Here is a 14,748-nt window from a genome sequence, read left to right as displayed (position 1 = left end):
GACCCGATCACGGTAACCGCCGAGCTGGTGGTCCCCGCGCGTGCGGGGGTAGTCCCATGGTGGCGAAGGCGTCAGACAGGTTCTTGCCGTGGCCCTCACTTCTCAGCAACTCGGCATACCGGCGGCCCTCGCGTGTGCGGGGGCCCCGCCTCCTCCATCCAGGCGTGGAAGCCGGTCCCGTGGTCCCCACGCATGTTCGGGCCCTGCGGCACCTGGTGCTGCGACATGCCGGTTGACGCGGTCCCCACACACGGGAGGCTGGCTCACAAATACAGAGCCAACTGGGGATCTCTCGTCTTACAGCCTGTACTACATGCCGCGTTCCAAAGGGTGACTCCCGGCACCCGCCCACCGTGTACGCTCGCCCAACCAGGCCCCGCAGCAGGCCCGTTGACGTTAGCGGCCGGACCCGCTGCACCTCCCCGTCCTACCGAGGAGGCCGGGCCCGGCCTGTCCCTAGCCACTCGATGATCGTAGGAACGCCCTCATGCTATTACGTCCAAGCCGCAGCTCAGAAGGTCCCTCCAGCCCGTTCGCCGCTCTCTACGTGGTGCTCGCGGCGCTCCTCGCCGCATGCCCGACCGCACCTTCTCCGTACGCCCCGTGGGTGTGGGGTGCCGTCGTGGTCGTGGTCATCGTCCTAGTGCTCACGCAGCCAACATCGGGCAGCGCTCAGGCCTGACGGAGCCGCCGCGGTCGGCATCCGGCACACAGGGTGCCGACCGTTCCCGACGCGGTCTTCGACCCGTCGGCCAGCGCCTTACTACGCCGGCCACCCCAAGTCCTCTTCTTCTGCAAAACCGTCTCCGCGAGGGCCCGGACGTGTTTCATACACCTGTGGTTCAAGAACCCCCAGAAGGCGATTCGCCCTTCGCGCACCTCTCCCCGGCCGCCCGCACCGCCTGGGCGAAGCACGATCCGAAGACCGATGGTCATCTGCCCCTGTGGCGGCACCTGGCCGACAGCGCCGGCGTGGCCGGGAAGCTCTGGGATGCGTGGCTGCCCGCCAACATCAAGTCCCTTGTGGCCAAAGACCTTCCAGAGGGCGAGAGCGGCGCACGACGGCTCGTGACGTTCCTCGCGGCAGCCCACGACATCGGCAAGGCAACCTGCGCCTTCGCCTGCCAAGTCGATTCGCTCGCCGATCGCATGCGGGCCGCCGGTCTGGAGATGCCGACCGCCGCGCGATATGGAACCGATCGCCGCACAGCGCCGCATGGGCTGGCCGGGCAGTTGCTGCTCCAGGAATGGCTCGGCGTGCGCTTCGGCATGACCACGAGGGTGTCCGGACAGTTCGCTGTCGTGGCGGGCGGGCACCACGGCACGCCGCCCGAGCACCAGCAGATTCACGACCTCCAACTCCGCCCCTGGCTCCTGCGTCACCCCGGCGACGCCGAGGGCCTGTGGCGCACTGTGCAGCACGAGTTGATGGATGGGTGTATTGAACTAGCAGGTTTCGCAGAGCACTTGCACAGTTGGCAAGACGTCCGGCTTACGCAGCCCGCGCAAGTGCTCCTTACGGCGATCGTGATCTTGTCGGACTGGATAGCCAGCTCCGCCGAGCTGTTCCCGTACGATCCGGCCTCCTGGCATCCGATCGGCCCGGTCGGTGAAGCCCGCCGTCTCACGGCGGCCTGGGAGGGACTGGACCTGCCGGGCCCCTGGGAGCCCGAGCAAACTGACCGCTCCGCAGAGTCGCTGTTCGCCGAGCGCTTCGCTCTTCCCGTCGGGGCCCAGGTCAGGCCGGTACAGGCCGAGGCCGTTCGGGCCGCGCAACAGATGCCTTCCCCAGGCTTGTTGATGATCGAAGCCCCGATGGGGGAAGGCAAGACCGAAGCGGCATTCGCGGCGGCGGAGATCCTGGCCGCCAGGAGCGGGGCCGGTGGGTGCCTGGTGGCGTTACCCACGCGGGCGACCGGTGACGCCATGTTCCCGCGGATGTTGGACTGGCTCGATCACCTGCCCGCCTCCGGTTCCTCGACGGTCGCCCTGGCCCATGCGAAAGCAGCGCTCAACGACGTCTGGTCAGGTCTCCTGCGCCGGGGGCATCGCACCATCGCGGCGGTCGAGCCGGATCGGTCACAGCGGCTGAGCGGGGTGCGGTCCCCTCGATCCGAACCCGCCGGATTGCAGGCTCACCAGTGGTTACGGGGACGGAAGAAGGCACTGCTCGCCTCGTTCGCAGTGGGGACCATTGACCAGGTGCTGTTCGCCGGGCTCAAGAGCCGACACCTGGCACTGCGGCACCTGGCGGTGGCGGGCAAAGTCGTCATCATCGACGAAGTGCACGCCTACGACGCCTACATGGGTCGATACCTCGACCGGGTCCTGGAGTGGCTCGCCGCGTATCGCGTCCCGGTCATCATGCTGTCGGCGACCCTTCCTGCCGACCGCAGGCGAGCGTTGGCGGCCAGTTACGCAGGAGAAGCGGTCCCAGACGGTGCAGTGCGGTCGGACTCCGCTGCCTACCCTCTCATCACTGCCGTTGCGCCAGGCGCCCCGGTCCTGTCCGTACAGCCTCCTGCCGCATCGGGGCGCCGTACGGACGTGACATTGGAACGCTTGGACGACGATCTCGACCAGCTCGCCGACCGGCTGACGCATGAGCTCCAGGACGGCGGCTGCGCTCTGGTCGTGCGGAACACCGTCCAGCGCGTCCTGGACACGGCCGACGTGTTGCGCGAGCGGTTCGGTGCGCAGCACGTGACGGTCACACATTCCCGGTTCCTGGCCGCCGACCGAGCGGCCCGGGACGCCGAACTGCGGGACGTCTTCGGGCCGGGCGGAGAGCGGCCCGCTGGCCCACACGTCGTGGTGGCCAGCCAGGTGGTCGAGCAGTCGCTCGACGTGGATTTCGACCTGCTCGTCACCGATCTGGCACCGGTGGACCTGATGCTCCAGCGCATGGGGCGGCTGCACCGGCATCCACGACAGCGTCCGACGCGGCTCGCCGCGGCCCGCTGCCTGGTGACGGGTGCCGCGTGGGAGCCGGATCTGCCACAGCCCGTGCACGGCTCGGAGATCGTCTACGGACGGCATGCTCTGCTTCGGTGCCTGGCCGTGCTCGGGCCGCATCTCGACGGTGAACAACTGGTGCTTCCCCACCACATCAGTCCGCTCGTCCAGGCCGCTTACGGTGAGGCGGAGCTCGGTCCGCCGGGTTGGGCAGGGCAGCTGAGCGCGGCGCAGGCGGAACACTTCCGCGTTCTCGCGGACAAGCGGCAGAAGGCGGAGGCGTTCCTGCTCGGTCCGGTCAGACGGGCCGGGCGCCCGATCTACGGCTGGCTCGGAGCCAACGCCGGTGATGCCGACGACACCCGCGAGGGCAGAGCCCAAGTGCGCGACAGCCAGGAAAGCCTGGAGGTCCTGGTGGTGCAGCGGTTGCGTGACGGCACGCTCGCCACCGTGCGCTGGCTGCCCCGCGGGCAGGGCGGTCTGAGGCTGCCGACGGACTTCCCTCCCGACCGGCGGACCGCCGAGGCCGTCGCCGCGAGCGCGATCGCTCTGCCCCGGCTGTTCTCCCACCCCGGTGCGATCGATCGGACCATCGGTGAGCTGGAGCGATTCATGGTCCCTGCCTGGCAGGTGAAGGAATGCCCGCTGCTGGCAGGCGAGTTGCTGCTCGTTCTGGACGAGGATTGTCAGACCCGTCTGTCAGGCTTCGTACTCAGGTACAGCGTCGACGACGGGTTGCGGATGCAGAGCGCCGACGAGGCGTCACGTGCCCCCACCTTGTCCGTGCACGAGGCCGAACCGACGGAGGAAGTCGACGATGAGCGAGCAGCGAACCGGGCGATCCCCACGCTCGTCACCGGTAAGGAGGTGAGCCCCTTGCCACCCACGCGCTCTCCTCTCCAGGGTTCTGACTCCTTCAGCCTCGTGACATCCCCGTGGTTGCCGGTCCAGCGCCTCGACGGAAGCATGGACGAGCTGTCACTCACGGAAATCTTCACCCAGGCCCGGGATGTGCGTCGCCTCGTGGGTGACCTTCCGACTCAGGATTTCGCCCTGCTTCGGCTGTTGTTGGCGATTCTGCACGACGCGGTTGACGGTCCGGCGGAACTCGATGACTGGGCGCAGTTGTGGGAGTCGCGGGACCCGTTCGGCGAAGTCCCCGGCTACCTCGAGCGGCACCGGGACCGCTTCGACCTGCTCCACGCGGATACGCCCTTCTATCAGGTGGCCGGTCTGAGCACAGCCAAGGAAGAAATAGCCTCCCTCAATCGGCTCGTCGCCGACGTGCCGAACGGGGAACCCTTCTTCACCATGCGAAGCCCCGGCGTGGAGCGGCTTTCCTACGCCGAGGCCGCGCGCTGGCTGGTTCACGCGCACGCCTACGACCCCTCGGGAATCAAGTCCGGGATGGTGGGAGACCCTCGGGCCAAGTCCGGCAAGGTGTATCCACTCGGCGTCGGCTCCCTCGGCAACCTCGGCGGCATCCACGCCGAGGGCGACACCCTGCACCAGACCCTGCTCCTGAACCTGATCGCCTTCGACGAGGGCATTGTCGAGCAGGACGACGGGGACCTGCCTGCCTGGCGACACCCCCCGTCCACGGCAGGGGCCGCCGACCCAGGCCGGCTCACCCGGGGCCCGGTCGGCTTACGGGACCTGTACACCTGGCAGTCGCGGCGCCTGCGCCTGCACGTCGACGGCGAGCAGGTGAGCGGTGTCGTTCTCGGGTACGGGGACCCTCTGACCCCGCACGCGCCCTGGAAGCGAGAGCCCATGTGCAGCTGGAGGCGCAGCGCCGCACAGGAGAAGAAGCAGGGGCGGCCGCTGGTCTACATGCCGCGCCAACACGATCCGAGCCGGGCGGCCTGGCGCGGGCTGGGCTCGCTGCTGCCGGCGCGGCGCTCGCCCGGCGATGACACCGGGCACGGCACTCCGGAGTCGCTTCCCGCCGGAGTCGTCTCCTGGTACTCGATGCTCGCTTCGGAAGGTCTCATCGATCAGACGTCGTTGATCCGGGTGCGGCTCGTAGGCGCGGTGTACGGCACGCAACAGTCCGTGGTGGACGAGATCGTGGATGACTCGGTCGTCCTCCCGGTGGTCCTCCTGCACGAGGAGAAACCCGACTTCGGCGCCACGGCGGTCGATGCGGTGCACGACGCGCAGGGCGCGGTGACGGCACTGGGCCAGCTGGCCGGGAACCTGGCGCGTGCCGTGGGCTCGAACCCCGATCCCGCAAGCGACACCGCCCGCGACCTCGGTTTCGGAGCACTGGACGGGCCGTACCGGCAGTGGCTTGCCGCCTTGCGCCCAGGAACCGACCCGCACGCGGCTCGGGGGCTCTGGCAGGCCACTGTCCGGCAGCGGATAACGCGGCTCGGGCTGGATCTGCTCGACTCCGCGGGGTCAGCCGCCTCGGAGGGCCGGGTGGCCGACGTCCCCGGTTCGGGGCGTCACTGGGTCAATGACGCACGCGCGGAGCTGTGGTTCCGACAGCGGCTGAACCAGGTATTGCCGCGACCGCGAAAAGACTCGGACGAAGGTAACTGAATGACCGACGACATGCCGTCATCGCCCAAGAGCACACCGCGGTCATCTTCGGGAGGCGGGTTGCCTCGTCCCTCCCTGCAAGCACCAGGACGCGCCACCGACCGTTGCATAGGGCGCCTGCAGGTCCTGTACCGACAGGACAATTCGAGCGCCACAGCGGCCCTGGCTCGTCTCCGGCGCGGAGTCGGCAAGGCCGTGCACGAAGCCCCCGAGAGCTGGGGCAACGACGGATTGGAGGAGCTGTCCGCCATCCGGGCGGAGCACGACTCCGCCGAGGACGTCGAGCCGCGGGGTGGAGCGTCAGCAAAGTACTACTCCGCCGAGGAACGCCACTGGAGCGAGCAACGCGAACTCGCCGAGGAGAAGGCCGTATTCCTCACGATCACTTTGTGGGCGCTCCACCAGCAGTCCATCCGCGACGCCAACATGCACGCGTACGACTGGGGCCTGGGCCGATCCGTCCGGCACTTGGCGCAGGGGCGGCGGGGTGACGGAGAACCCCAACCCGCGACGTCTGCCGCACCATTGAACGAGGAGCTGAGCGAGCCAATCCGTAAACGGTTCGTACGCATCGGCACTTCCACATCATTCGAAATGCTGGGCACCAGGCTTCGCGAAATGGTGCTGCTGCTCCGTGGCGCGCGGCTCCCCCTCGACTACGCGCGACTGGCCGACCAATTGACTGCTTGGCAGGACACCGCCCGTCAAGCCGAGGTCCGCCGGACCTGGGGCCGTGACTTCCACCTGTCCGCGCAACGAAAATCCCGCAGCGAAACAGGTCCTGCGGCCGACGGGGAGAACAGGGCCGGCCTCGACGACCCACTCAACGCCGACGACTAGCGAGCAGGGTGACAACCCGGCGTTCGTCACCGCATGTGCTGGCACTCATAGGGAGAACTCTCGTTGACACGCACCATTCTTGACATCCACATCCTTCAGTCCGTGCCGCCCAGCAACCTGAATCGCGACGACACGGGCACCCCCAAATCCGCCGTCTACGGTGGCGTACGGCGAGCCCGTGTCTCCAGCCAGGCGTGGAAACGGGCTACCCGGAGGGCGTTCGCGGACCTGCTCCCCCCGTCCGAACTCGGTGTACGGACAAAAAAGGTCGCCGATGCGCTCGCCGAGCGGATCACAGACCTGAAACCGTCATGGGAAGCCTCCACGAGTGTCGCACTGGCCACCGAGGTCATGCGTGCCGCGACCGGCTCCAAGATCGACAAGCCGAAGAGCCGGGGCAAGGGCGGAGCAGAGGCAGAACGTGAGCCGAGTCCCGAGTCCTCGTATCTGATGTTCCTCAGCGGCCGTCAGCTCGACGCACTGGCGGTGCTCGCTCTTGAGGGCAGTCCCAGTGGCGACCTCAAGGCGTTCAAAGAGGTCTTCAAGGACAACAAGGAGTACAGGGCCCGCATCCGGGATGCGGTCGACAGCCGACACTCCGTGGACATCGCCTTGTTCGGCCGTATGGTCGCCGACTCACCCGGTCTGAATGTGGAAGGGGCCACCCAGGTCGCCCACGCCATCGGGGTGCACCCCTCCGAGATCGAGTCGGACTACTTCACGGCCGTGGACGACCGGAGCGCCGACGAGGAATCCGGAGCCGGGATGATCGGCACCATCGACTTCAACTCGGCGACGCTCTACCGGTATGCCGCGGTGGACATCGACGAACTCCACCGAAATCTCGGCGTCGGACTCCAGGAGAACGAACACCCGACGACGCCGGCACAGAAGGCGGCGAGCGCCTTCCTCGAAGCGTTCATCACTTCCTTGCCGACAGGAAAGATCAACGCCTTCGGCAATCACACACTGCCGGCTGCCGTGATAGTCAAACTCCGTTCGCAACGGCCCATCAGCTTCGTCGGCGCGTTCGAAGAACCAGTGAGCCAGGGCGCCGAGGGCGGTTACGTCCGGGAGAGCTGCAAGCGTCTCGCGGCCTACATTCCCGACCTGGAGCGCCAGTACGGGGTTCCCGACGACCAGCCGACCTGGGTCTTTCGCGTAGGCGAGGAAACCCGGGCGCTCGCGGAACTGGGCACCGGGGTCACCTTGGGCACCCTCACCAAGGCCGTCGAGGACGCCGTCGCGCAGCGGGTGGGAGCGCCGGGGTCGCCGGCATGAGCGTCCTGCTGCTCCGGCTGGCCGGGCCTCTGCAGGCGTGGGGATCCGCGGCCCGCTTCGCCCGCCGCAGCACGGAGAACGCCCCGACCAAGAGCGGCGTCCTCGGCCTGCTCGCCGCAGCACTGGGCCGAGGCCGGGAAGAGGACCTCTCCGACCTGGCGGCACTGCGGTTCGGTGTGAGGATCGACCAGCCAGGCACCCGGGTGCGGGACTTCCACACGGCCCACCACTGCGACTCGGGCCGGGCCATGCCGCTTTCCGAGCGGTTCTACCTGGCGGACGCGGTCTTCCTGGCCGGGGTCGAAGGCGACAACCGTCTGATCCGACAACTCTACGAGGCGCTCCTCGCCCCACGGTTCCTTCCGTTCCTCGGCCGCCAGTCATGTCCGCCGTCGCGTCCCATCACCGTCGGCCCGCCCCAGGAGATTCCGCTGGAGCAGGCTCTGCGTGAAACCCCGTGGCAGGCGGCCAACTGGTACGTCAGACGATCCACTGCACGGCAGGGAGACAGCGATACGCCTGCCTCGGATCCGCCTCTGGACACTTTGATCGACTGCCCGCCTGCCGAAATACCCGACTTCTCGGTACGGGACATTCCGCTGAGCTTCGATCCCCGGCACCGCCAGTACGGTCTGCGCGGAATACGTACAGGACGGCCCGAGCCCCCCGCATCCCCGCCAGGCGCCCTACCCCCCTCCCCACCGCACGAGCCGACCAGCCTGCTCCCACCTGCCGACGGACCGTCCGCCTCCACCTGGCCCCCGGACACGACACCACCGGAATCCGGACTGCCGAGGATCCACTGATGTATCTGACCCGCTTCCGCTTCAACTCCGCACGCTCCGGAGCGCGTCGCCTGCTCGGCTCGCCCCACCTGATGCACGGCGCCGTGAACATGGCTTTTCCCGAACCACCGGCACGGGACGGCCAGGGCCCACGTGTCCTGTGGCGCCTCGACAACGACCACCAGGCACGGGCCCAGCTCTACATCGTCAGTCCCCACCGGCCCGACCTGACGCACCTCGTCGAACAGGCCGGTTGGCCGACCTTGGCCGAACCGGGATGGGCCACCTTCGCCTACACCGGCTTCCTCGATGCCCTCGCCGCCAAAGACACCTGGAGCTTCAGGCTCACCGCCAACCCTGTCCACAACATCCGCCTGCCCCAGGACAAGCCAGGCGCCCGCACCCATCGCACCGCCCACCGCACACCACGCCATCAGCTGCGCTGGCTGCTGGAGCGCCAGGAAAGGGCGGGCTTCGAGGTACTGCGCAAGGCCCCCGACAAACAGGTGACCCCGTCCGGTGACGAGTACGAACTGATCGTGCGGGATCAACTGCCGCTCCAGTTCCGACGGCCTGAGGCCGAACGACCGCGCCAAGACGTCCGCTTCACCCGGGTGACCTTCGACGGGCGATTGCGGATCACCGACCCCGAGGCCTTCCGCCGCACCCTCACCCACGGCCTCGGCAAGGCCAAGGCGTACGGCTGCGGACTGATGACGCTCGCCCCGGTGACCCCTCAGTGAGCACCGTCGGACGCAGACCGGCGTCCACACCACGTGAACTCACGCGGGTCGGGGACCGACTGTCCTTCGTCTACCTGGAGCGGTGCACCATCCACCGCGACGACAACGCGATCACGGCGACCGACGCGGACGGTGTGACCCACATCCCGTCGGCCACCATCGGCACACTGCTCCTCGGCCCCGGCACCCGAGTCACCCATCAGGCCATGACCCTGCTCGGCGAGTGCGGAGCAGGCGTGACGTGGGTCGGCGAGCACGGCGTGCGCTTCTACGCGGGCGGACGCGCTCTGAGCCGCTCGTCGGCCCTGGCCGAGGCACAGGCCACCGTCTGGGCAAACCGACGTACCCGGCTAGAAGTGGCCCGCGCGATGTACCGTCTCCGGTTTCCGCACGACGACCCCGCCGGGCGCTCCCGCCAGGAACTGCTGAGCATGGAGGGACGTCGGCTCAAGGAGTGCTACGGACGTGAGGCGGCCCGCACCGGAGTCCCGTGGCGGCGACGCGAGTACCACCGAGAGGACTTCTCGGCCGGCGACCCGCCCAACCAGGCGGTCACCGCGGCGGCGCAGTGCATGTACGGCGTCGCCCACTCCGTCGTCTCCGCCCTCGGCTGCTCGCCCGCCCTCGGATTCGTGCACTCCGGCAACGAACGGTCCTTCGTACTCGACGTCGCGGACCTCTACAAGACAGACGTGGCCATCCCAGCGGCGTTCGACGCGGCCGCGGAGGGGGCGGAGGACGTCGCCTCCCGGACCCGCAGGGCCTTGCGGGACCGCATCAACCGGACGAACCTGCTTGATCGCTGTGTACGCGACATCAAGGACTTGCTCGGCTACACGGGCGCCCTTGCGGCCACGGACACCGACGAGGACCGCATGACCGTGCAGTCGGACGGCGGCACGCATCTCGAAGGCGGACGCAACTACGGCGCGGAGGAACCGATCTGGTGACGGTCATCGTGCTCGCCAACTGCCCCTCCGGACTCAGAGGGTTCCTCACCCGCTGGCTCCTGGAGATCTCCCCCGGCGTCTTCCTGGGCGCTCCCACGGCTCGCGTACGAGACATCCTGTGGGCAGAAGTACGCCAGTACTCCGGCCAGGGCCGCGCCCTCCTGGCCTACCAAACCGACACCGAACAGGGCTTCGCCTTCAAGACCCACGACCACGCCTGGCACCCGGTGGACCACGAGGGCCTGACCCTGATCCACCGCCCGTCCCGCACCGCTCCTCACTCCGACGACGCTCACCCGTCTCCCCCTCGCACGGGATGGAGCAAGGCATCGAAGAGACGACGCTTCGGCGGCTGACAAGAACGACGGAGAGCTTGGTCCTCCCCTACAGATGTGAAGCCCACTTTGCACCGTATGTCGAAATCTCGCCTAGTAAGCAAAATCGGATGCCCCCGCCCACAGACATGCAGGTCACTCACTGTGGTCCCCGCTCATGCGGGGGTGGTCCCGGCGCGATCCCGTCACTCTTGGCTCGGCCCTGGTGGTCCCCGCTCATGCGGGGGTGGTCCCGCCTGGCTCGCTGCCCCCTGCTCACGGTGGGAGTGGTCCCCGCGCATGCGGGGGTGGTCCCGGACTCGACCCCGGGGACCTGATCACCCAGGGGTGGTCCCCGCTCATGCGGGGGTGGTCCCGCGTGTGACGTCGACCCCGATCACGCCCTGTAGTGGTCCCCGCTCATGCGGGGGTGGTCCCGTCGCCTCGGCGGCCGAGGCCGTGCTCGCCGAGTGGTCCCCGCTCATGCGGGGGTGGTCCCGGCAGCCGCTGCGTGGTCATCCCCGCAGTCTCGTGGTCCCCGCGCATGCGGGGGTGGTCCCGGTGTGGTGTCGGCGGGCCCCGTGTCCTGATGGTGGTCCCCGCGCATGCGGGGGTGGTCCCATGGGCGGGGTCTCCTTCACGTTCACGAAGCGGGTGGTCCCCGCGCATGCGGGGGTGGTCCCCCGAAGCCGTACTCAGGCCACCTGAGCCACAGGTGGTCCCCGCGCATGCGGGGGTGGTCCTTTCGGGGAGTCGATCGCGTCCGGCGGGATTCTGTGGTCCCCGCGCATGCGGGGGTGGTCCCGCGTCCTGCGCACGATCGAGCGGGAGTTCACCGGTGGTCCCCGCGCATGCGGGGGTGGTCCCGGAGACGGCGGTGGGTCCGGAGGACCCCGACCGTGGTCCCCGCGCATGCGGGGGTGGTCCCGTGGGGAAGCCAGGCCGGCCAGGCGGCAGGGTGTGGTCCCCGCGCATGCGGGGGTGGTCCCTGCCCAATCCCGACGACGCACTCGCCCGCGCCGTGGTCCCCGCGCATGCGGGGGTGGTCCCTCCCGACGGCCACGTCCTGCTGATCGAGCGCGGTGGTCCCCGCGCATGCGGGGGTGGTCCCCGGCTCTTCTCCGTCGTAGCCGATGACGCAGGGTGGTCCCCGCGCATGCGGGGGTGGTCCCTCCACCCGGTGCCGCTCGATGACGACCTCGCCGTGGTCCCCGCGCATGCGGGGGTGGTCCCGTGCCGGACAGGGCGATCCCGAACAGGACCCCGTGGTCCCCGCGCATGCGGGGGTGGTCCCGCCCACCAGACCACAGCCGCGCCTGTACTCCTCGTGGTCCCCGCGCATGCGGGGGTGGTCCCGTGATCAACTGCTTCGCCATTGCCTTGTTCAGATGGTCCCCGCGCATGCGGGGGTGGCCCCTCCTGGCAGGGCATGTGCCAGCGGGTGCGCCAGTGGTCCGCGCCGCCGTACGGGCCGACGCCATCGGGCGTCAACCCGCTTCTCGGGCAGCCGGGGCCACTCCCAAGGTTCCTACGGCCGCGAGAACCGAAAAACTCAGGCCGCAGCCCTGCAGGAAACGCCCTCCACGCACGAGGACCTCACGTCCGCCACACCTCCGCGCGGCGACCACCACACGCGCGACGCCCCCGAGAAGCCCGTCCCCCGGACCAGAACGATCTTGCTCGGGGATGGCCGACGGGCGAGGCCCGGCGATTGGGGGGCCGTCAGGGGCTCGGGCCCGCAGAGGGCGAACCGGCGGACCTTTGGCGTGTCGCTCCAAGGAGGGCGATCCGCCGAGGGGCACAGTTGACGCAGGTCGAATCGTTCCTGCGCAACGGCGCCTTGGTGGGGCGGGTGGGACTCGAACCCACGGCCGACGGATTATGAGTCCGCTGCTCTAACCGGCTGAGCTACCGCCCCTAACGGCGCGTCGCGCACATTTGTGCGCGCCGTCTGCCGCAGCATAGCCGCTCATACGATCTCCTGCTTCGGATGGTCGGCTTCGCTCGACCATGAGGACAGCGGGGCCGCCCGCGCGGTTCCACCAGGGGGGCAAACGATACGAAAAAGGACCCCGGAGGGGGTCTCCGGGGTCCTTCCGTACAGCTCTCCCGACTGGACTCGAACCAGTAACCTGCCGGTTAACAGCCGGCTGCTCTGCCAATTGAGCTACAGGAGACCGAGCTCCCCCGACTGGACTCGAACCAGTAACCTGCCGGTTAACAGCCGGCTGCTCTGCCAATTGAGCTACAGGGGATCGTCTCGTTGTGCATCGAACGCATCCACCTGGGAACTCTCCGGGCGGCGGACGCTCGCTGCGACACATACATTAGCGCAAGCAGGGGGGTGCTCCGCCAATCGGTGTCCCTCAGCTGATTCGGGATACGAGTGACAGGCGAGCGACAGACGCGCGACGCGGACGCAAGGGAAGGGTGGCAGCCATGCGGTACCGGCTCACATTCGTGGCAGGACTGGCTCTCGGGTACGTGCTCGGGACCCGGGCCGGACGCGAGCGTTACGAGAAGCTGAAGAAGTCGGCCAGGGAGATCGCGCAGAACCCGGCCGTGCGCAACACCGTCGAGTCGGCGGGACAGCAGGGACGCGAGGTGGCGGGCAAGGCTCTCCACACCGTCTCCGAGAAGATGGGCGACCGGCTGCCCGACTCGGTCTCCGAGCGGGTGCGGTCGCTGCGCGAGCGCGGCCAGGGCCCCGGCCAGGACGACTGGGGCACCAGCAACACCTAGCGGCGGCGGGCCCCCGCGATCACGGACGGCGAACACAGGTACGGACCGGTCCGGCGGTGCGGCAGAATTCCCGGCATGGGGATAGTCGCAGGGTTGGACAGTTCGCCCGATTTCACGCGCATCGTGGTCTGTGACGCGGACACGGGTGCCGTGCTCAAGCAGGGGTACGCCCCGCATCCGGTGGAGGCCGCCGAGGGGGGCGGCCGCCCGGCCGACGTGGATCCACAGGCCTGGCTGCTCTCCCTCGGCGAGGCCGCGAGCGGCGGGCTGCTCGACGGCGTACAGGCGATCGGCGTGTCCGCCCAGCAGAACGCGCTGGTGCCGCTCGACAACCACGGCAACACCGTGCGCCCCGCGCTCGTCGGCAACGACCGGCGGGCGCAGGTCGCCGCCGTCGACCTGATCGACGCCCTCGGCGGCCGCGAGGTCTGGGCGCAGGCCGTGGGGTGCGTCCCGCAGTCCGCGCAGCCCGTGACGAAGCTGCGCTGGCTGGCCAGGACCGAACCGGAGGCGGCCCGGCACGTCACCGCCCTCATGCAGGCCCCCGACTGGCTCGTGTGGCAGCTCCTGGGCCGTCCCGCCCGGCGCACGACCGACCGCGGCGGGGCCTCCGGCACCGGCTACTGGTCGGCGGCGACCGGCGCGTACCGCCCGGACCTGGTCGAACTGGCCCTCGGGCACCAGGCGGTGCTGCCCGAGGTGATCGGGCCCGCCGAGCCGGCCGGGACGACCCCCGAGGGGCTGCTGATCTCCGCCGGGACCGGCGAGACGATGGCGGCCGCCTTCGGGCTCGGCGTGCAGCGGGGCGACGCCGTGGTCTCCCTCGGGGCGTCGGGTTCGGTGATGGCGGTGCACCACGAGGCGCTGGTCGACGCGGGCGGGATGATCACCTCGCTCGCCGACGCCACGGGCATGCACCTTCCGGTGGTCCACACGATGAACGCCGTACGGGTGCTGCGCGGCACCGCCGAGATGCTGGGCGTCACGGACCTGGAGGAGCTGTCCGCGCTGGCCGTGAAGTCGACGCCGGGCGCCCACGGCCTCGTACTCCTGCCGTATCTGGAGGGCGAGAAGACGCCCAATCTGCCGCATGCCGCCGGCACGCTGACCGGGCTGCGGCGCGAGTCGATGAAGCCCGAGCATCTGGCGCGGGCCGCGTTCGAGGGCATGCTGTGCGGGCTCGGGGACGCGCTCGACGTGCTGCGGGCGCGTGGGGTCGAGGTGCGGCGGGTGTTCCTGCTGGGCGCCGCCGCCGAGCTGCCCGCCGTGCAGGCGGCGGCCCCCATGCTCTTCGGTACGCAGGTCGTCGTGCCCCAGCCCGCCGACTACGCCGCGATCGGCGCCGCCCGCCAGGCCGCGTGGGCGCTGACCGGCCAACTGCCGTACTGGCAGGGGGCCGCGGCGCAGGTCTTCGAACCCGGTGAGGAGCTGGCGGTGGGCCAGGCGGTGCGGCAGCAGTACGCGACGGTGCGGGAGCAGGCGCACCCCGGGGCCTTCTCCTGAGGGTGACCCGGATGGCCCCGGCGGGTCCCCGTAGGGCGGAATGAGCGCTTTCGGGTTTCTTGAGCGAGGACAGTTCTGTACCGGGAAA

9 protein-coding genes and 3 tRNA genes are annotated in these 14,748 nt (G+C 69.4%); 9 read left to right on the top strand and 3 right to left on the bottom strand.

Annotation, left to right across the window (positions count from 1 at the left end):
- Positions 1–837 precede the first annotated feature (837 nt).
- The 7 genes from casA to cas2e all read left to right on the top strand — a co-directional run bounded on the left by casA (position 838) and on the right by cas2e (position 10,457).
- Positions 838–5,502 carry a type I-E CRISPR-associated protein Cse1/CasA gene (casA, locus tag ABZ385_RS08690; RefSeq protein ID WP_358910521.1) on the top strand — a complete coding sequence of 1,555 codons (4,665 nt, stop codon included), beginning with the start codon at positions 838–840 and terminating at the stop codon, positions 5,500–5,502.
- Positions 5,503–6,342 carry a type I-E CRISPR-associated protein Cse2/CasB gene (gene casB / locus ABZ385_RS08685; protein WP_358910520.1) on the top strand — a complete coding sequence of 280 codons (840 nt, stop codon included), beginning with the start codon at positions 5,503–5,505 and terminating at the stop codon, positions 6,340–6,342. It abuts the gene before it with no gap.
- A 63-nt stretch (positions 6,343–6,405) separates the two neighbouring features.
- Positions 6,406–7,623, top strand: coding sequence for a type I-E CRISPR-associated protein Cas7/Cse4/CasC (gene cas7e, locus ABZ385_RS08680; RefSeq protein ID WP_358910518.1), 1,218 nt, complete (start codon positions 6,406–6,408; stop codon positions 7,621–7,623).
- Positions 7,620–8,429, top strand: a complete 810-nt coding sequence (cas5e, locus tag ABZ385_RS08675) for a type I-E CRISPR-associated protein Cas5/CasD (RefSeq protein WP_358910516.1) — start codon at positions 7,620–7,622, stop codon at positions 8,427–8,429. The genes cas7e and cas5e overlap by 4 nt, the downstream gene beginning before the upstream one ends.
- Positions 8,429–9,151 (top strand): type I-E CRISPR-associated protein Cas6/Cse3/CasE, encoded by a 723-nt coding sequence (gene cas6e, locus ABZ385_RS08670; RefSeq protein ID WP_358910514.1) that lies wholly within the window; start codon positions 8,429–8,431, stop codon positions 9,149–9,151. Before cas5e ends, cas6e begins: the two co-directional genes overlap by 1 nt.
- Positions 9,148–10,101, top strand: a complete 954-nt coding sequence (cas1e, locus tag ABZ385_RS08665; protein WP_358910512.1) for a type I-E CRISPR-associated endonuclease Cas1e — start codon at positions 9,148–9,150, stop codon at positions 10,099–10,101. The genes cas6e and cas1e overlap by 4 nt, the downstream gene beginning before the upstream one ends.
- Complete coding sequence (cas2e, locus tag ABZ385_RS08660) at positions 10,098–10,457, top strand: type I-E CRISPR-associated endoribonuclease Cas2e (protein WP_358910510.1); 360 nt, start codon at positions 10,098–10,100, stop codon at positions 10,455–10,457. Before cas1e ends, cas2e begins: the two co-directional genes overlap by 4 nt.
- A 1,799-nt stretch (positions 10,458–12,256) precedes the next feature.
- Here cas2e and ABZ385_RS08655 read toward each other — a convergent pair.
- The 3 genes from ABZ385_RS08655 to ABZ385_RS08645 form a co-directional block, all read right to left on the bottom strand.
- Positions 12,257–12,333: transfer RNA gene (locus tag ABZ385_RS08655), tRNA-Ile, on the bottom strand.
- Between the two features lie 186 nt (positions 12,334–12,519).
- Positions 12,520–12,592 (bottom strand) — tRNA-Asn (locus ABZ385_RS08650).
- A gap of 5 nt (positions 12,593–12,597) precedes the next feature.
- Positions 12,598–12,670: transfer RNA gene (locus tag ABZ385_RS08645), tRNA-Asn, on the bottom strand.
- Positions 12,671–12,854: 184 nt separating this feature from the next.
- On the opposite strand from ABZ385_RS08645, the gene ABZ385_RS08640 reads away from it, so the two are divergent.
- Both ABZ385_RS08640 and ABZ385_RS08635 read left to right on the top strand, forming a co-directional pair.
- Positions 12,855–13,157 carry a YtxH domain-containing protein gene (locus ABZ385_RS08640; RefSeq protein WP_358584350.1) on the top strand — a complete coding sequence of 101 codons (303 nt, stop codon included), beginning with the start codon at positions 12,855–12,857 and terminating at the stop codon, positions 13,155–13,157.
- Between the two features lie 75 nt (positions 13,158–13,232).
- On the top strand, positions 13,233–14,660 hold the full coding sequence (locus ABZ385_RS08635; RefSeq protein WP_358910508.1) for an FGGY family carbohydrate kinase: 1,428 nt from the start codon (positions 13,233–13,235) through the stop codon (positions 14,658–14,660).
- The last annotated feature ends 88 nt before the right edge of the window (positions 14,661–14,748 follow it).

The sequence above is a fragment of the Streptomyces sp. NPDC005898 genome, from assembly GCF_040629635.1.
Taxonomy (GTDB): Bacteria; Actinomycetota; Actinomycetes; order Streptomycetales; family Streptomycetaceae; genus Streptomyces.
The sequence above is the reverse complement of the archived record's forward strand: the minus strand, read 5'-3'. Positions and strand labels throughout refer to the sequence as shown.

Coding starts and splice junctions, on each gene's coding strand:
- casB (WP_358910520.1), top strand. CDS start 5,503: ATGACCGACGACATGCCGTCATCGCCCAAGAGCACACCGCGGTCATCT.
- cas5e (WP_358910516.1), top strand. CDS start 7,620: ATGAGCGTCCTGCTGCTCCGGCTGGCCGGGCCTCTGCAGGCGTGGGGA.
- cas6e (WP_358910514.1), top strand. CDS start 8,429: ATGTATCTGACCCGCTTCCGCTTCAACTCCGCACGCTCCGGAGCGCGT.
- ABZ385_RS08640 (WP_358584350.1), top strand. CDS start 12,855: ATGCGGTACCGGCTCACATTCGTGGCAGGACTGGCTCTCGGGTACGTG.
- ABZ385_RS08635 (WP_358910508.1), top strand. CDS start 13,233: ATGGGGATAGTCGCAGGGTTGGACAGTTCGCCCGATTTCACGCGCATC.